18 protein-coding genes are annotated in these 16,263 nt (G+C 58.9%); 8 read left to right on the forward strand and 10 right to left on the reverse strand.

Features of this window, described 5'->3' with window-relative positions; translation table 11 throughout:
- Nucleotides 1-552 precede the first annotated feature (552 nt).
- The 9 genes from F6V25_RS14500 to F6V25_RS14540 all read right to left on the reverse strand — a co-directional run bounded on the left by F6V25_RS14500 (nt 553) and on the right by F6V25_RS14540 (nt 6,807).
- A complete protein-coding gene (locus tag F6V25_RS14500; RefSeq protein WP_151129337.1) occupies nt 553-774 on the reverse strand; it encodes a hypothetical protein in 222 nt (73 codons plus the stop codon).
- 251 nt (nt 775-1,025) lie between these two features.
- A complete protein-coding gene (locus tag F6V25_RS14505) occupies nt 1,026-2,543 on the reverse strand; it encodes a terminase (RefSeq protein ID WP_151129338.1) in 1,518 nt (505 codons plus the stop codon).
- Complete coding sequence (locus F6V25_RS14510) at nt 2,533-2,958, reverse strand: terminase small subunit (protein ID WP_151129339.1); 426 nt, start codon at nt 2,956-2,958, stop codon at nt 2,533-2,535. The genes F6V25_RS14505 and F6V25_RS14510 overlap by 11 nt, the downstream gene beginning before the upstream one ends.
- Nucleotides 2,959-3,134: 176 nt before the next feature.
- Entirely contained in the window at nt 3,135-3,506 is a 372-nt protein-coding gene (locus F6V25_RS14515; protein WP_151129340.1) for a hypothetical protein, read from the reverse strand.
- Nucleotides 3,503-4,087: a hypothetical protein gene (locus F6V25_RS14520; RefSeq protein WP_151129341.1), complete on the reverse strand. Its 585-nt coding sequence runs from the start codon at nt 4,085-4,087 to the stop codon at nt 3,503-3,505. The genes F6V25_RS14515 and F6V25_RS14520 overlap by 4 nt, the downstream gene beginning before the upstream one ends.
- A gap of 224 nt (nt 4,088-4,311) precedes the next feature.
- On the reverse strand, nt 4,312-4,500 hold the full coding sequence (locus F6V25_RS14525; RefSeq protein ID WP_151129342.1) for a hypothetical protein: 189 nt from the start codon (nt 4,498-4,500) through the stop codon (nt 4,312-4,314).
- A 1-nt stretch (nt 4,501) separates the two neighbouring features.
- On the reverse strand, nt 4,502-5,365 hold the full coding sequence (locus F6V25_RS17455) for a hypothetical protein (RefSeq protein ID WP_191966209.1): 864 nt from the start codon (nt 5,363-5,365) through the stop codon (nt 4,502-4,504).
- A gap of 196 nt (nt 5,366-5,561) precedes the next feature.
- On the reverse strand, nt 5,562-6,461 hold the full coding sequence (locus F6V25_RS14535) for a YqaJ viral recombinase family nuclease (protein WP_151129343.1): 900 nt from the start codon (nt 6,459-6,461) through the stop codon (nt 5,562-5,564).
- A 151-nt stretch (nt 6,462-6,612) separates the two neighbouring features.
- Nucleotides 6,613-6,807 carry a hypothetical protein gene (locus F6V25_RS14540; RefSeq protein WP_151129344.1) on the reverse strand — a complete coding sequence of 65 codons (195 nt, stop codon included), beginning with the start codon at nt 6,805-6,807 and terminating at the stop codon, nt 6,613-6,615.
- A gap of 137 nt (nt 6,808-6,944) precedes the next feature.
- Here F6V25_RS14540 and F6V25_RS14545 point away from each other — a divergent pair, with 137 nt between their 5' ends.
- Together F6V25_RS14545 and F6V25_RS14550 are read left to right on the forward strand one after the other, a co-directional pair.
- Entirely contained in the window at nt 6,945-7,289 is a 345-nt protein-coding gene (locus F6V25_RS14545; protein WP_151129345.1) for a helix-turn-helix domain-containing protein, read from the forward strand.
- Between the two features lie 159 nt (nt 7,290-7,448).
- Entirely contained in the window at nt 7,449-7,772 is a 324-nt protein-coding gene (locus tag F6V25_RS14550; protein ID WP_191966210.1) for a helix-turn-helix domain-containing protein, read from the forward strand.
- A gap of 192 nt (nt 7,773-7,964) precedes the next feature.
- On the opposite strand, the gene F6V25_RS14555 is transcribed toward F6V25_RS14550, so the two are convergent.
- Nucleotides 7,965-9,173 carry an HD-GYP domain-containing protein gene (locus F6V25_RS14555; RefSeq protein ID WP_191966211.1) on the reverse strand — a complete coding sequence of 403 codons (1,209 nt, stop codon included), beginning with the start codon at nt 9,171-9,173 and terminating at the stop codon, nt 7,965-7,967.
- A gap of 302 nt (nt 9,174-9,475) precedes the next feature.
- On the opposite strand from F6V25_RS14555, the gene F6V25_RS14560 reads away from it, so the two are divergent.
- The 6 genes from F6V25_RS14560 to F6V25_RS14585 all read left to right on the forward strand — a co-directional run bounded on the left by F6V25_RS14560 (nt 9,476) and on the right by F6V25_RS14585 (nt 16,163).
- Nucleotides 9,476-10,153: a phosphatase PAP2 family protein gene (locus F6V25_RS14560; RefSeq protein WP_246167057.1), complete on the forward strand. Its 678-nt coding sequence runs from the start codon at nt 9,476-9,478 to the stop codon at nt 10,151-10,153.
- A 269-nt stretch (nt 10,154-10,422) separates the two neighbouring features.
- Nucleotides 10,423-10,734 carry a hypothetical protein gene (locus F6V25_RS14565; protein ID WP_151129348.1) on the forward strand — a complete coding sequence of 104 codons (312 nt, stop codon included), beginning with the start codon at nt 10,423-10,425 and terminating at the stop codon, nt 10,732-10,734.
- 172 nt (nt 10,735-10,906) lie between these two features.
- Nucleotides 10,907-11,794 (forward strand): DMT family transporter, encoded by an 888-nt coding sequence (locus F6V25_RS14570; protein WP_246167058.1) that lies wholly within the window; start codon nt 10,907-10,909, stop codon nt 11,792-11,794.
- Nucleotides 11,795-11,848: 54 nt separating this feature from the next.
- Entirely contained in the window at nt 11,849-12,595 is a 747-nt protein-coding gene (locus tag F6V25_RS14575) for an SAM-dependent methyltransferase (RefSeq protein ID WP_151129349.1), read from the forward strand.
- 481 nt (nt 12,596-13,076) lie between these two features.
- Nucleotides 13,077-14,531 (forward strand): P-loop ATPase, Sll1717 family, encoded by a 1,455-nt coding sequence (locus tag F6V25_RS14580; RefSeq protein WP_151129350.1) that lies wholly within the window; start codon nt 13,077-13,079, stop codon nt 14,529-14,531.
- Nucleotides 14,532-14,597: 66 nt separating this feature from the next.
- Nucleotides 14,598-16,163, forward strand: coding sequence for an ATP-dependent nuclease (locus F6V25_RS14585; RefSeq protein WP_151129351.1), 1,566 nt, complete (start codon nt 14,598-14,600; stop codon nt 16,161-16,163).
- Nucleotides 16,164-16,263 lie beyond the last annotated feature (100 nt).

Genomic DNA, 16,263 nt, shown 5'->3' on the forward strand with positions numbered 1-16,263 from the left:
ACTCGAAGGGGACAGCCCCCTTCATCTCCATCACTTTTCAATAAGCAACACCACCACAAGCAAGCAGGCAGATACCCACAAAAAATAATTTTCAAATCTCGCATAAAATTCTTCTCTTTTTCGCCTGGCCTTTAATCTGGTATATATTCTACATTTCATCCGCTCTGCCTTCTATCGCAATTCAATTTACCTGCTTATCCCGCTATCCCTTACTACAAACCGACAAAGCGGCAACCCGCAACAGCCCAACGCAAATGTCGGCAAACCCTTTTCTATCCTATGCGCATCCACATTTCAACAATAAATTCAATATGTTAAAATAATTAACACTACGAACGCACTTGTTAAAAAAAGTAACATAAAATCCGTAATCCCGCCAACCGCCCGTTATCACGCAAAAAAATGCCCACGGATCACCTCCGGGAGCCTCTGGTTGTATCGTTTTGATACAAAGCCCACTTACCAACCGTAGGGGCGCATCGCATGCACCCGTCATTCAGCCCCACACCAGGCGGGCGCACAGCAGTGCGCCCCTACCCGTTTCCTTCCCCCTCACGGCTCCGCAAACCCCTCCTGCACGAACTCGATGGCCGAGGCCGAGGTGAAGCGGATGAACCTTGTATCCCCGTAGGCCATCCACGCCTTGAGCGGGGTCTTGCGCGAGTACCACCAGTTGCGCACCGTGCGCGGGGTGACCTCCATGGCCTGGGCCAACTCCTGGGCGCTCACCCAGCGCCGCCTGCGCCACGTCTCCATGCTCTCGTCGATATTCATCGCTCAACCTCCATTCAAAGTCAAAATCCGCCACAGAGACACGGAGACACAGAGGTACACAGAGAAAGGCAAAAAACTTTATGGGTAAAGCCATCACCAAGAATCGTTGTTCTTTTTGCTTGCCTTGCTTCAGGTTTCCTCTGTGTCTCTGTGGCGGATTCTGAGTTTTTTCTGTATCTCCGTAACAGATTTTGACGTTCTCAAAGATTTTCTCTGTGTCTCCGTGTCTCTGTGGCGGATTTTGCTTTTGGTTATTTCCACGGATCGTATTCCACCACATGCCCGGCCCGGCCACCGAACGCCGCGCGCTTGGGGGTCTCCACCGAGGCGTACACCAGGGCGTCGCCACGGTCCGGGGAACGGCCGATGCGGGCCATGAGGTCCTCCTTGCCTTCGATGAGAATCTTGCCCGAACGGAGCGACCAGGTGGGGGCGCACAGGTCGGCGCGGACCGCCTGGCCCGGCGGCAGGGCTACCGGCGGCACGGCCTTCGGGTCCAGCGCCTCGCGCATTTTCCACCACAATTCGGCCCGCAGGTTATGGAAGCGGAGCTTGCCGCTCTTGTCCGTGCCGTGGCTGGCCCCTGCCCCGTTGATCGGCACCACGTGCACCCCGGCCTGGTTCAGGTGGTCGTAGGGGCTGGTGCCGCAGCCGATGACGTCCACGTGGATCGGGGCCCCGTCCCGCGCCGCCGCCATGGCCAGGGCCGCCGCGCTGGGGCCGTCCGGGGTGGCGCTGCCGGGGTAGCAGAGGAGCTGGTCGTACCACGCCCCGTGGCGTCGGGCGATGACCGTCTCGGCCCTGCCGCCCCGGGCCACGTCCTGCCCCACCGCGTCCATGGGTCCTTGCCGCCCCTGCTCGTTCCACCGCCCCTGGGCCGCAACCACCCAGGCGCTGGGGATCACCTGAAAAGGGTTTTCCTCCTGGCCGGCGCTGAAGTCCCCTTCCAGCATCCGGGAGCGGAGCGGTTCGGGCAGCGCCTGGAGGGTGGCCTCGTAGCCGGTCTCCATGAGGAACGGGTTGTCCTGAACCCGCGAGGGGATGAAGGTGCGGGATTGGGGCCTGATCCGCCTCCCCTGGTGGAGGAACGGCTCGCCGCTCTCCACCTCGGCGTCCTTGCCGTCCAGCACGGCGAACCAGCGCAACTCGCCTGGCTGGGCCGGGTTGGGGTGGTCCTTGTCCAGCCAGGGGGCCCAGTAGCGCATGACCCACTCCCCCTGGCTGTCCACGGGCGGGTTGCCGGTGCAGATCACCCGGCAGCGCTGCGCTTTGTCCGTGGTGCGCAGCCAGGTGATGAGGAAGCGGAACTGGGCCTCGGTGAAGGAGGTGATCTCGTCGAAGACCTTCAGGTCGTGGGGGCGGCCCTGGTACTTCTTCTCGTCCCCCAGCACCGGCACCGCCCCGAACTCCACCTGGCGGCCGGGGAGACGCCACAGGTTCCTCTGGGCGTTGAACCCCTCCCCGGTCCCCAGGATCTCGGCCATGCGGTCGCAGATGGCCTGCAACTCGGTGCCGACCCGGCGGAAGATGATGGAGCGCCGGTGCCGGGTCAGGGCCGCGCCGATGACCAGATCGGTCTTGCCGCCCCCGGCCGCGCCGCCGTAGAAGAGCACGTCGGCCGCCGAGTCGTAGGCCGCCTGCTGCGGCCCCTGGAACAGCGGCACCCAGGCCGGGGTGAGCCGCCGGGCGATGGCCGCCAGTTCGGCCCGTTCCTCGGCGGTGGCGTACCCCAACAGCCCCTTCAGTTTTTCCAAAGCATCACAAGCCATTGGCACGTTCCTCCAGGATGGCGATGAGGGTCAGGAGCCGGTTGGACAGCTCCAGGTCCGAGAACTCCAGGGGGCCGCCGTCGGGACCGGCGTGCTCCACCCGGTCGGTGAAGAGCTTCAGATGCTTGCCCAGCAGCTCGTTGGCCTTGAGCGCCTGGGTGAGCTTGCCGCCGGTCACGGCCTTGCCCCGGATATCCACGATGGAGCGGAGTATGTCCTCGCCGCTCAGGTGCAGCTTCTCGGCCCGCTCCCGCAACCCCTTCCGCACCGCCTCGGCCACCCACGGCTTGTGCAGCAGATTGCAGGCGTTGGCATAGGCGCTGCGGGCGCTGTAGCCGGCCCGGATAGCCGCCTGGGTGGCGTTCAGGTCCACCAGGTATTCGTTCACGAACAGGGTCTGCTTGTTGGTCAACATCGGCACCTCCTTGAAAGCTTCTGGGACTTATAAGACTTCTGGGACCTATGGGTGGTCGTCCCCTCCCCCCTTGCGGGGGAGGGTTAGGGTGGGGGGGAGGTTGCCATGGAATGACCATGTTGCCGCTTCACCCACCCCCTAACCCCCTCCCGTCAAGGGAGGGGGGACTTTAAGGACTACCCCCTTCCCTCCAGCGTCTCCTCGAACCACGCCACCATCCTGCCCAACTGGCGGCGGTTCTCCTCGGCCTGTTCCCCGGTGATCTCCGCGATCTGCCGCCGGTCGCCGGGGGGCGGGGGGAGGACGGTGGACGGGGCCAGCATGGCCGCCGTGCGCAGCTCCACCGGCATGGGGAACCACTTCTCCGTGGCGAAGATGTGGCGGGCCGCCCATTCCAGCCGTTCGATGCGGCAATCGGCCAGGGCGTGGTGGTAATCGGCCAGCAGGCGGTCGTCCACCTGCCGCGGCCTGCCGCCGGGGGCCAGCATCCGCCCGGCCAGCCAGTAGATGAGCGTGGCGAAGCGGCGCTTGTCCTCCTGGCCGTTCACGCCCCCTCCCCGCAGAAGCTCCGGCAGGCGGCGGCATTGGCCGCCATGATCCGTTCGTGCTCTTGCTGGCGCGCGTCCGCCGGCACGCCCCCGCTCCGGGAGGGCGCATCACGGAAACCGTGCGTCGGGAAGGGAGGCGCGGCTGGTGCCCGCTCCCTCCTCTGCCCCACCGGTTCCGCTCCTCTCCCTTCCCCTCCCTTCCCTTCCGGGGGCGACGGCTCGGCGGAGCTTCGTCGAGGCCGCGCCGAACCCGCGTCGAACGGGGGGAACTTGGGGTTGGGGCGGTCCACCTTCTGGTGCCGGGCGAACCCGGTGATGTGCCAGTACACCTCCCCCTCGTGGCCGTACTCCACCACCAGCCCCTGGCCGATCAGCTCGGCCATGAGGGAGGCCATCTGCGCCATGGAGAAGTCGTCCGCCGGGAAGACCTCCATCTTGAGCCGCTTGCAGTTGGCCGGGTGGTTGCCGCCGTCGTCGAAGAAGCAGAGCATGAGCACGAACAGAAGCCGCGCGTTCGGGGAGCATTCGACGAATTGGGAGGAGGTGCAGATCTCCGGTTTTATGGTGCGTATGCGGGCCATAGTTCAGTCTCACGATCTATAAGAGCTACCATCCGTCCCAGAGCACGGATAAAAGCTAAGATCAACATCCGCCACAGAGACACAGAGACACGGAGGAAACCAGGAGCAAGACAGGTAAAAGCAATAACGCTTGATGATGGTCTTACCCCAAAAAGTCTTTTGCCTTTCTCTGTGTACCTCTGTGTCTCCGTGTCTCTGTGGCAGGTTTTGTTTTTCTCCATTTCTCAAAGGTTATCTCTGCGCCTCTGTGGCTCTGCGGCGGGCTCCGGCCCCACGTCGGCCCAGTAGCCGCACATGAGGCAGCTCTCCCCCTCCACCCAGGCCTGATCGTCGTCGTACCGCTCCAGGGACGAGGGGGTGGTGATCACCGCCACCCGGCGGATATGGCGGGAATGGCACTTGGGACATTCCATGTCACCCCTCCTTGGCGGCTAGCGCCTGGTTCCGGGCCGACCCGCTGCGCAGCCGCTCCTTCAGCCCGGCGGCCCCCTTTTTGGACGGGGCCGTTGGGGCGGCCTGCTCCCCCACCGGCTCGAACCAGTCCCCCGGCTTGCTCATGCCGTCGTGCAGGCTGGTGCGGATCTTGCCCAACTGCACCGCCTGGGCCGGGGTGGCGGCCTCCAGGGGACACCCCAGGCGGGCCGCCACCTGTTCCCTGGTCACCCCGCAGGCGGCAAAGGCCTCCGCCAGCCGGGCCAGGGCCGCGGGGGAGAGGTCGGCAGCGGCGGCCAGGGTCTCCTCGCACTGCTCCACGGCCGCCTCCACCACGTCCCCCGGCACCACCCCCAGGATGCAGGCCCGCAGGCGGCGCGCCCCCTGGTTGGCCACCGCCTCGTAGATGTCCCGGCCATCCTCCGCCCGGCGGGGCCCCTGGCGGCCGACGCGCCGGTGGGGCACCCGGAAGACCTTTTCCTGGCGCGTGTTCGTCTCCACGTCCCAGGCATAGGCCTTGACCGTGGATTCGCCCCCCTGCTGCTCCAGCTCCTGGATGCCGAACTGGATGTTGCCCCAGTTCTGGGCGATGGCCTCGGCCAGGCGGATGGAGGGGCCGCTGATGTCGGAGCCGCCCCGGCTGTAGCTGTAGAGCCCGGTCCGGGCCAGACCGGCCCTGCGGCAGGCGGCGATGATCCGCTCGAAGGCCTCCCGCTGGTCCCGGGGAAAGCGCCGGGCGAGAAGGATGGCCCCCTCGGCGTCCCCCAGGGGGGCGGCGCCCGGGGCGCGGGGAGTGACGGGGGTGGCGAACAGGTTGTCCAGGGTGGTTGGTGCGGTGGTCGTCATAGGTATGGTCTCCTTGTATAGTGCGATGCAAAGTAAAAATAAAAATCTGCCACAGAGACACGGAGACACAGAGGTACACAGAGAAAGGCAAAATCTTTTTTGGTTAAAACCATCATCAAAAACCGTTGCTTTTTACCTGCCTTGTTCCCGGTTTTCTCTGTGTCTCTGTGGCGGACGTTGACTTTTCTCCTTATCCTTATTTCAGCAAGAAGCGCCGCGCCGCCTCGCCGGTTTTCAGGTACTGCCGGTACAGCTCCGGGTGGTCCGCCCGGAAGGCGTCGTGGTCGAAGCGGCTTGGGGGCTTGGCCCCCTTCCAGGTGGCCGCCAGGAGGCCGTCGATGGTGAGCCCCTCCCTCTCCCCCATGCAGGTTTGGATGACGATCTTCAAGCGCTCCTCCTCGGCCTCGAGCTGCTTCATCTCGCCCCGGAGCGCTTTCATCCCCGCCACCGCGGCAACGGCCCGGGGGGTGGCCGGGACGGTATCGGCCACCGGATGGCGGAACCTGAGGGCCAGGTCGGCCGTGGAAGCGGCGTCGGGGGGCTCGCCCCGCTCCACCCGGCCCCAGAATTCGGCCTCCCGGCCGGCCATCAGCCCCTGGAGTTCCCGGTCCGCCCGCACCTCGTAGAGCCTAAAATCCTGCCCGCCGATGAGCACCGCCACATCGGCCAGCTCCAGCCCGGTGACCATGAGGTAGTGCTGCACCTGGCACAGGTAGGCCTCGGGGATCTCGTCGCTCCCCGGCTCGCCCCACCCTTCGGCGCTGCGGGCGGTCTTGATCTCCAGCACCCGGCCGTCGTCGGTGACGCCGTCCAGGGTGGCCAGCAGGTAGGGGCGCTCCCGGTGGCGCAGAATCCGCGTGGGGACCCGCACCGTGCGGCCGGTGGCGTCGGCGTAGCGCTGGCGGATCGCCGGCTCCAGGGCGCGCCCCCAGAACATGGCCGGGCTCTCGGGCGGCTCCGGCAGCTCGCCCCGCTTGTCCAGATAGACCTGATAGGGGGTGGCGTAGCGCGACACCCCCAGCACCGCCGCCGCATCCGAACCGCCGATGCCGCTCCTGCGCGCCTGCAACCACTCCGCCCTGCTACCTCCGTCCATGATTCCCCCGTAATGTCAAAATGAGTACCGTCCGCCACAGAGACACGGAGACACAGAGAAAACCGGGAGTAAGGCCCGGCAGGGAAAAACGATTCCCGACGATGGCGTTACCCGAAACAGTTTTCAGCCTTTCTCTGCGTACCTCTGTGTCTCAGTGTCTCTGTGGCGGATTCAAGATTTTCCCCTTTCCCTCCTCCTCCGCCAGCCGGGAGTAGATCAGGCTCCTGACGATGCTCCCCACGGAGATGCCGGTGCGCCGGGAGAGATCGTGCAGCGCCCGCTTCTTGGTCTGGGGGAGCCGGACCGACATGGCCGCGGCATGGTCCGTTTGATCCGTTTCGTGCATCTTACGCCTCCTTTTTGATTAAAAACTAAATCTAATTGATTTAGTAGTCAAGCAAAAAATAAACATTATGATTTTTAGATTGACAAACGCAGGTGTTAAATTATGCTTATCTATAATTCACTGGGGAGGTGCTCATCATGAGCGTTGGGGAAAATATCAAAAAAATCCGCGAGGAAGCCGGCTACACACAAAAGCAACTGGCGGGGGTCATGGGGGTGAAGCCGTCCTACCTGTCGGCCCTGGAACGGGACCAGCGCCGGCCGGGGAAGAAGATCCTCCCCCTGCTGTGCGACGCCCTCGGCGTGGATGAGCAGACGATTCTCTTCGGCCCCCGGGAACGCCCGCTGCGGCGCGAGGAAAAGGTCCTGCTGGCTGCGGTCCAGGGGTTCTCCACCCGGCTGTTGCTCATCGTGATCGAGTTCGCCATGAAACTGAAAGCATCCGGCGAACCCCTGTATCTCGCGGCATCCAAAGGCGTGTGAGCCCCGCAAGACCGGCGCCCCGGCACCTTCTGCCGCATGGCCGCAGCAGCATCATCTTTTTGATTCATAAATAATGAAATAACATGCATAATGATTTTTTGGTTGACAATCCCCCGGATTAAATTAGGCTTAGAATCTATTCAACAGGGGGTAACCGGTATGAGTGTCGGAGAAAACATCAAAAGATTCCGAGAGGATGCGGGCTACACGCAGAAGCAGCTGGCCGAGATCATCCAGGTGAAGGAGCCCTATATTTCGGCTCTGGAACGGGGGCAGCGTAATCCGGGGAAGAAGATCCTCCCCCTGCTGTGCGACGCCCTCGGCGTGGACGAGAAGACTATCCTTTTCGGGACCAGGGAGGAGTATCAGCGCCCGTTGAGCTACGAGGAGAAGGTGCTGCTGGCTGCGACCGAGAGTCTTTCCAAAGATCAATTGCGCGAAGTGATTCAGTACATGATGAAATTGAAAGCATCCGGCGAATGAGCTCGATTCTCTCCTGCATGGTAACCACCTGAATCCACTAGTTTTCGATACAGGAGCATTCTTTTCATTTTCCATGGTGTCAGCCTAGCACCGGGGAACGACAAAAAAAGTCGCATCATGGGGAGGGGCGCTTATGGCCTTGATGAGAGGGGAATGCTCCATGACCTGCCGCCAGTGCCGGCCGGGCAGCCGTCACCCCTTCCCATTACTCCCCCCCGTTTCCGAGAATAGCGATTTGAGCAGGTTCTTCAACTCCGTCCGCAGCTCCGTCAAGGCGGCCCGTTCTTCGCCATAGGTGCTGTTGATGTTGTCCGTTACGATGGAGTGTATCTTGACCAGCTTGTTGCGGTCGGCATTGGGGCTCCGCATCTGCTTCTTCAACTCCCGGATCTCGGCCATGTCGATGGACCGGGCCGCCGCCGGCGCTTCCTTCACCTCTTCCATCGTTTCCGGGAGTGCCGTGTCTTCCATGATCCCCAGGAACCCCGCCAGGGTATCCGGGTCGAAGAGCTTCCGTTCGCTCTTCATGGTCCGCAGGGCCTCCGCCGGGGTGGACGCGGACTTGTAGGGGCGGTTCATGGTCAGGGCGCAGTAGATGTCGCAGATGGACACCAGCATGGCATAGCGCGGGATCTCGAAACCATCCAGCCCCCTGGGGTAGCCGCTGCCGTCATAGCGCTCGTGATGGCCCAGGGTAATGTCATGGACGATCCGGTCCGTGACCCCGGCGCTGTTGAGCAGGTCGATGCCGTATTTGGGATGGAGCTTGACCCGGTAATATTCGTTCTCCGAGAGCACGTCCACCTTGTCGGTGATATCGCTCGAAACGGACAGCATCCCGATATCGTGCACCATGGCGCCGGTGCCGACGCTGACGAGGTCGTCCCTCCCGGCGCTGAACAGCCTCTCGCCCATGAACAGCGCCAGGATCGTGGTCTGGGTCGAGTGGTTGATGAGGTATTTGTCGAAGTTGTTTTCCAGCTTGGCAAAAAGCGCGATCAGCTCGTCCCGGTCCTCGAACCTGAACTCGGCCTTGCGGAGGATGGCGCGGCATTTTTCGAACACGGCGGGCTGGTTGGGCTTTTTGAAGACATCGTCGACAGCCTTGATGATCATCTGGCTGCAGATCAGGTTCTTGGAATACTGGGACAGGAGAGAGGCGGCGCGGGAATCGTCGAGCCGCTTCTCCACGTGTTCCTGCACCTCTTCCGAATCCTTGCTGTTGATATACACGAACTCCGTGCCGTTTTCCCGCAACCGCTCGATATTGTGGATGGTGAGCTTGGTCTGCTCCGGTTTGTAGAGGGTGTATTTCCCGTCGAGCCTGACGAACAGCTCGACCTTGGGAAAATTATCGTGGTTGATGGAATCAAGCACTATGGGCGAATACTCTAACGACATTGACGCTCCTCTTTTCATGGTTCCCGATGCCCGGCCCTCTGCTGCCGGCCCAGCCCGCTATCGTCCGAATTATAATAATCGGCAGACCCCCCCTCGAGCTGTAGCAGGTAATCGACCGCAACACCAAAAAATTTCAGTATGTTATATAATGGAACCTTGTCACCGTGAAAAGGCCGCTGCCAACGCTACCGACCGCACCCGCCTTTGCAAAATGGCAAAATAATCGTATAGTACGTATCCGCAGGGGCACCGCCGCATCCCCCCTAGCGCCGACAAAGGGGCCGCCTATTCCAGCTCAGCCTGTGCCGCACGACACCGCATCATCCGCCAGCCAACGCCGGGGGTACGAAACCGCCCTCCTGATCGCGCTGGTCCCCATTGCCCTGGCGACCTCCTACTGCATCGGCCACCTGGATATCCCCGTTGCCCGGCTCGTCACGCGCTACCTCTACGCCAGCAGTGGGTGGTCCCGGTTTACCTCGTCCCTCCCCGACGCCCTGCTCATCCTGGTGGTCTGCGTTGCCGCCGGCTCCTACGCCCTGTTCCGCTACCGGGTGGCCCGCCACGGCGTCGACGCGCCCGCGATCATGTACGAGACCCTCGCCGTCGCCGCCCCGGTTTCCTTTCTGGCAAAAACGCTCCTGAAATTCGCCTTCGGCAGGATCAACACCCGGGAATGGCTGCTCGCGCCCCAGGAGTACGGGTTTCACTGGTTCAACGGCGATGTGCGGTTTTCCGGCTTCCCGTCCGGGCACATGGTGGTCTTCGTCGCCCTTTGTGCGGTGGTGTGGCGCTTCCACCCCCGCTGGCGCCCGGCGTGCCTGGCGCTGCTGCTGCTGTTGGCCCTGGCCCTGATCGCAACCAACTACCACTTTCTGAGCGATGTGATCGTTGGCGCGTATGTGGGGCTCGTGGCCGAGGCGGGCACCCGCCGCGCGGTGGAGCGTGCCTACCGCGGCCCGTCGTTTCTGAAGCGATGAGGCGGGAGCGGCCGCCGCTCGGGGCGCGTCACAACAATACAAACAGGGGCTTCCGGCGGCGATCCGGGGGCCTTTTTTGTGTGTGCTACCGGGAAACGACCCGGGAAGAGCCCCTTTCATGCTCCATTTCATGCCGGAGGCGGACCCGCCCCCAGTTGTTCCTTTCTTTCACGAGCCGCCGGCTTGACAAATCCCCCGGCATTGCTAGCCTTCTTCTAATCAAGCCTATTGCCCGATTATCCCGCAGGGGAAGATGCAGGAGCGTAACTATGGCAACGGAAGATCGCTATGGCATCTGTTTTTTTGCCGCCGGGAAGTACCACATCCTGTGCCACGAGGGGAAGGAATACCGGTTCCAAAACGTTGCCGAATTCAATGTTCTCACACCGGTGAAATTACCGTACCACGAAGCCCGCGCATTCATTGAAAACCACCCGGTATGTGCCAACATCAGCCTTCACGGCATACGGATCGTGCCCTACAGCGAGATAGAGAACATCCTTCAGGGCAAGTCGGCGGCAAGTGCCGTAAAATCCCTCGCCCTCAGCGGCGAGGAAGAGGAAGAGAAGCCGCTGCACTGATTGGGCTGGCGCGCAGGAAAAGGCGTCTTCCGCGAGTTCCCGGGACGGCGGCGAACGCGCTATTTTATTGACTGCTCCCCTGCTTCTGCTATCTTTTACGATTCGACACACGCAGACAAAGGAGTTGGTCATAGACACACATAAAGCGATAGACGGTTTGGCGATGGGGCTGATGCTGCTCCTCTGCATTATCTGGGGGTTGCAGCAGGTCGCCCTGAAGGCCGCCGCGCCGGACGTTGCCCCGCTCATGCAGTTGGCGCTCCGCTCCGGGATCTCGGCGGCGCTGGTGGGGCTGTTGATGTTCCTGCGGGGGGAGCGCATGTCCCTGGGGGACGGCACGTGGCGTCCCGGCCTGGTCGTGGGGGTGCTGTTCTCTCTGGAGTTCCTGTTCGTGGGCCAGGGGTTGCGCCATACCAGCGCCTCCCACATGGCGGTCTTCCTCTACACCGCGCCCGCGTTCGCCGCCCTGGGGCTCCATTGGCGCCTGCCCGTGGAACGGCTGCAACGCTTCCAGTGGTTCGGCATCCTGCTGGCCTTCATGGGCATCGTCATCGCGTTCTTCGGGCGCAGCCAGCAGCCGGCTGCCGGGGCGCCGGCCGCCATCCTGTGGGGGGATTTCCTGGGGCTCATGGCCGGGGTTTCCTGGGGCGCCACCACGGTGGTGCTGCGCTGCTCCAGCCTCGCCCGCACATCCGCCACCCAAGCCCTGCTGTACCAATTGGTCACCGCCTTTGTCCTGCTGCTGGCGGCGGCCGTGGGCCTGGGCGAGACCGCGTTCACCCCCACCCCCCTGGCCTGGGGGAGCATCCTCTTCCAGGCGGTGGTGGTCTCCTTTGCCAGCTATCTCACCTGGCTCTGGCTGCTGCGCAAGTACCTGGCCTCCCGGCTGGGGGTGTTCTCGTTCATGACGCCGTTCTTCGGCATCGGTTTCGGGGTGTGGCTGCTGCACGAACCGCTGGAGGCGAGCTTCCTGGTCGGGGCGGTGCTGGTTATCGCGGGGATCGTGCTGGTAAGCGGCTATGGGTGGTTGAAGCAGGTATTCGACGGCGGCAAGGTGTGACGGCGAACCGGCGGAACCGGGGCGCACTGCCATGCGGACAAAGGAGTTTCAACAGTGGACATTCCACGGATATTCACCATTTCCGAAAGCGCTCATCGCATCCATAACCCATTCACACCGGAAAAGCTCGCCACTCTCGGCGCGGCGTTGCGTCTGGCACCGGGGACCCGTGTGCTCGACCTCGGCAGCGGTTCGGGCGAGATGCTCTGTACCTGGGCACGCGACTACGGAATCAGCGGCACCGGTATCGACATGAGCCCACTGTTCACCGAACAGGCGAAACTCCGCGCGCAAGAACTGGGCGTCGCCGATCGGGTCCAGTTCATCCACGGAGACGCTGCCGGCTACGTCACCGACGAAAAGGCCGGCGTGGCGGCCTGTGTCGGCGCCACCTGGATCGGCGGCGGAGTCAGCGGCACCATTGAGCTTTTGGCCAAGAGCCTCCGCGCGGGTGGGATCATCCTCATCGGCGAGCCGTACTGGCGGCAATTGCCGCCGACAGAAGAGGTCGCCACGGGATGCCGCGCCCATTCCATCTCGGACTTCCTCGTGCTTCCCGAACTTCTCGCCTCTTTCGGCACCCAGGGCTACGACATCGTGGAAATGGTTCTGGCGGACCAAGACAGTTGGGACAGGTACGAGGCAGCCAAGTGGCTCACGATGCGCCGCTGGCTCGAAGCGAATCCCCACGATGACTTTGGGAAAGATGTTCGAGCCGAACTGACCTCGGCCCCCCAACGCTACGCCGCCTACGCCCGCGAATACCTGGGCTGGGGGGTGTTCGCGCTCATGGCGCGGTGATGGGGCACAACAGGCCGTACCCGTTGGCTAGGACATGGGGCTTGAACAGGGGCACTCCCCTCTTGAAGCCCGGCCTTTAACCGCCAGAGCGGGGATGAATTGTTCGGGCAATGGAACGGGGCCGGTGTGGTGTGGTTGGATATGGTGTATCATAATGATGCAAGAAGGGGCTCCCGGAGGCGATTCGGGGGCCTTTTTTTGTGTGATTTCGGGGAGGTAGAGGGGAAAGGCTCGAAAGTGGTAATTTTTTTAACAGTTTTGCAGGAGTGTTAATTATTTTAACATGTTGATTTTGCGATTGAAATTTGTTGGCACGAGGGGTAGAAGGGTGGTTGTGTGGTTTTAATCGTTGGGCAATTGCAAATTGCTGCCTTTGAGAGGACAAGCTAGTAAATATAAAAAACAGCCTATTTCCTTCTCTTCCTTGTATTTTATTACTTTTTAAGGGCTGCCTCCTTATGCTCTACGAAGGAAGTTTAAAGTGGAAATTTTAGCAAAAATGGATATCGATGAGGTCTTTGGGAATGAAGCCGGAGAAGAGGAGTCAAGAGACTTTCTGAAGGAGGTCTACATTGAGAACGATATCTACGCGAGAGCGATCGGCAATACTCGTATCGTCTGCGTCAGATCAAGAAAAGGCGTGGGTAAATCAGCCTTGCTGGCGCGCGCATTCACCCACTGCGAGCACAAAGGGTACTCTGCGCTATGGCTGTCTCCGACAGACCTAGCAGTGCAACTTGATACCGATTATAACATTTCTGTCGACCGACTGAAAAAGAGACTGGCTCGTCTTTCGGTTGGCTGCTTGGCAAAAAAAATTGGGTTTTCTGCAGCAGAGAATGCCGATGAAGCGATTGCATGGGCTGAAAAAGATGGGTTTCGCTCAAAAGACTTCATCTCTAAGGTCGCCAAAACTTTTCAGGATGTCGTCAAGGCAAAGAATGACCCTGGGATATCTGAGGATTCTGTAACTCGTCTTTTAGCTAGATTCGCAGAGCAAAAAGTCTTGACAATATTTATTGATGACTTGGACCGCGGCTGGAGGCCTACAGGACCAGATTCAATACGTCTCAAGGCAATGATTTCAGCCATTCGGGAGATAGCCAGAGAGTGCGATGGCGTGAGCTTCAGATTGTCACTTCGAGAAGATGTGTGGCAGTACCTAGAGATTCACGACGAGCAGATCGATAAATTTAGACAATACGCTCATTTCCTCAAATGGGATGACGCCGCACTGAGGAAAATTATTGGCAAAAGGATTTGGCACTATTGTAAGCAAAATATTAATGGATATTCGGTGTCATCGAGTGATGACTTAAGCAATATCTACGAACTTTTTGATCGAACATATACTTGGAGTGAAGAAATAAAACAGATGCATGAAGTGTTGACAAATTTGTCACGAAGAAGACCTAGAGATATCATTCAACTTGTAAAAGGAGCTGCCGTACGTGCCAAGTCAGAAGGGCATACAAAAATTCAAGAAACTGATGTTAGGAACGAATTTGTTTATTCATACTCTAGAGTTAGGACATTAGACTTGATCAAGGAATTCAAAAACGAGTGTGAGCAAATGGAATCATTGATCACCGTTTTTGGTGGAAAAAGATATATACGGGTAATGCCATATCAGGAAGTAATAGGCCTGATTAAGAGTGTAAACGGCAGAATATCCATCGAGATTTTTGGCAAAAGAGCCACCGATGTTGATTGCCATAACTTTTTGTACCGTTGCGGTTTTATTTCTGCACGAGAAAAAATTAGTTTGACAAAATACCGCCACAAACTATACGAGGATGCTCCCTCCCTTATTGAATCAATGGTTGGAGTTGAAAAATATGACTGGGAAATACATGCAGCATTCAGACCTTACCTTGAAAGTCTCCAAGTGTCACCATACCAAGAAAAGACAAGAAAGTCGAAGAGAGGACGATAAGAGAAAGCGATGATAATTCCTTACAAGTAGAACTACCATTACTCGATATGGGGACAATTCGAAGATATGAAATACCGAGAGAGCCAGAAAGACAAACAGTTACGTAGGCGATTCGCTAACGATAACGAGCATGCTTTTATCCGGCGCATTGTTCTAAGCAATGGCGTTTTACGTGGTCTCAATTCGCTGGATATTACTTTTCAATACCCAATTACTGCTATCGCCGGAAGGAATGGTGCTGGCAAGTCTACCATCCTCGCTCTTGCCTGTTGCGCGTATCACAACACAAAAAATGGCTTCAAGTTGCCAAAGCGTAAGAACACGTACTACACATTTTCGGACTTTTTTGTCCAACATTCGGAAGAAATCCCACCCCAAGGTATCGAGATCAAGTACTACATCGCCCACAACAATTGGAAAAAAAGCCCAGCACTCCCAGAGGGCGTCGGTATTGGTATGCAACGTCGCCGAAAAAACAAGGGGGGAAAGTGGAATGATTATGCAGACCGGGTAAAGAAAAATATTGTTTTCCTAGGAATTGAACGTATCGTCCCCCACAGCGAACGGAGTCAGTCCCGTTCCTACTCCAAGTCGTTCAGCGACGCCGCACCAAAGGGGTGGGAAGACAAAGTTAAGGACGCGGTCGGGTTTGTTCTGGGACGGGCCTACGAAAATTTTCGCTACCTAGAGCACTCAAAGTATAGTCTTCCAATCGTGCAAATTGGTGATACCATTTATTCGGGTTTTAATATGGGGGCTGGCGAGAATGCGCTTTTCGAAATTTTTTCAAATATCTACTCATGCGGACCTGGCGCGCTCCTAGTAATGGACGAAGTTGAGCTTGGCCTCCACGCGGAAGCACAACGCCGTTTCATCGAACGCCTAAAAGATGTATGCCTAGAAACGCACACACAGGTAATCTGTACTACACACTCGCGAGAAATATTCGACTGTCTGCCATACGACGCCCGTTTTTTTGTCGAAACGGTAAATGGGAATACAAGGATAACAGAGGCCATTTCGTCAGATTTCGCGTTCGCGAAGCTGGCCGCACTACCTAGTGTTGAAATTGATCTGCTTGTTGAAGACGAAGTAGCAAAAACCATTCTTTTAGCATGTCTGCCAACAGAGTTGCGTTCGCGGCTGACTCTTCACGTGATTGGCTCGGCCTCAGCACTTGCGCGCCAACTCGCGGCGATCCACGTCCGCGGTGAGGCCAAACCCACTCTTGCTATATTTGATGGAGATCAGCGTGCTAAGGAAGCTGACAATCTTGAGCACGCAAAAAATATGTGCGAGAATCCAAAAGAGAACTTCACTCCATGGTTTAAATCTTGTATTGACTACCTACCTAGTGATTCGTGGCCAGAAAATTGGCTTGTTCAACGAGCATATGATTGTATTAGTACCCTTGCCCCCATGCTCAATTGTGCACCTGACCATCTCAAGGATATTCTTGAATATGGACTACAGGCGGGTAAACACAACGAGTTTTATGAGATCGCAAAACAGCTTGGGATTGAACGCAACATGTCACTGCAGATATTTGCAATGATAGTATGCAAATCCTTCGCTGAGGAGCTGAGTCCAATCATTAATCACGTTAGAAAAGCCCTCGAAGATGCTGGGTAAGAGCAAGTCGGGAGGTCAGGTCTAGAGCAAGTCGGAAGGGTCAGGTCTACAATCTTCAAATTTTGAAGATTGTAGACCTCAAGTATGGCCCCAATAAGTA

Source organism: Oryzomonas japonica (assembly GCF_008802365.1).
Lineage (GTDB): Bacteria > Desulfobacterota > Desulfuromonadia > Geobacterales > Pseudopelobacteraceae > Oryzomonas > Oryzomonas japonica.

Excerpts from the sequence above, each read along its gene's own strand:
- F6V25_RS14545 (WP_151129345.1), top strand. The coding sequence starts at position 6,945 with ATGAGCGTTGGGGAAAATATCAAAAAAATCCGCGAGGAAGCCGGCTAC.
- F6V25_RS14510 (WP_151129339.1), bottom strand. The coding sequence starts at position 2,958 with ATGTTGACCAACAAGCAGACCCTGTTCGTGAACGAATACCTGGTGGAC.
- F6V25_RS14520 (WP_151129341.1), bottom strand. The coding sequence starts at position 4,087 with ATGGCCCGCATACGCACCATAAAACCGGAGATCTGCACCTCCTCCCAA.
- F6V25_RS14535 (WP_151129343.1), bottom strand. The coding sequence starts at position 6,461 with ATGGACGGAGGTAGCAGGGCGGAGTGGTTGCAGGCGCGCAGGAGCGGC.
- F6V25_RS14500 (WP_151129337.1), bottom strand. The coding sequence starts at position 774 with ATGAATATCGACGAGAGCATGGAGACGTGGCGCAGGCGGCGCTGGGTG.
- F6V25_RS14585 (WP_151129351.1), top strand. The coding sequence starts at position 14,598 with ATGAAATACCGAGAGAGCCAGAAAGACAAACAGTTACGTAGGCGATTC.
- F6V25_RS14505 (WP_151129338.1), bottom strand. The coding sequence starts at position 2,543 with ATGGCTTGTGATGCTTTGGAAAAACTGAAGGGGCTGTTGGGGTACGCC.
- F6V25_RS17455 (WP_191966209.1), bottom strand. The coding sequence starts at position 5,365 with ATGACGACCACCGCACCAACCACCCTGGACAACCTGTTCGCCACCCCC.
- F6V25_RS14525 (WP_151129342.1), bottom strand. The coding sequence starts at position 4,500 with ATGGAATGTCCCAAGTGCCATTCCCGCCATATCCGCCGGGTGGCGGTG.
- F6V25_RS14565 (WP_151129348.1), top strand. The coding sequence starts at position 10,423 with ATGGCAACGGAAGATCGCTATGGCATCTGTTTTTTTGCCGCCGGGAAG.
- F6V25_RS14550 (WP_191966210.1), top strand. The coding sequence starts at position 7,449 with ATGAGTGTCGGAGAAAACATCAAAAGATTCCGAGAGGATGCGGGCTAC.
- F6V25_RS14555 (WP_191966211.1), bottom strand. The coding sequence starts at position 9,173 with ATGTCGTTAGAGTATTCGCCCATAGTGCTTGATTCCATCAACCACGAT.
- F6V25_RS14570 (WP_246167058.1), top strand. The coding sequence starts at position 10,907 with ATGCTGCTCCTCTGCATTATCTGGGGGTTGCAGCAGGTCGCCCTGAAG.
- F6V25_RS14540 (WP_151129344.1), bottom strand. The coding sequence starts at position 6,807 with ATGCACGAAACGGATCAAACGGACCATGCCGCGGCCATGTCGGTCCGG.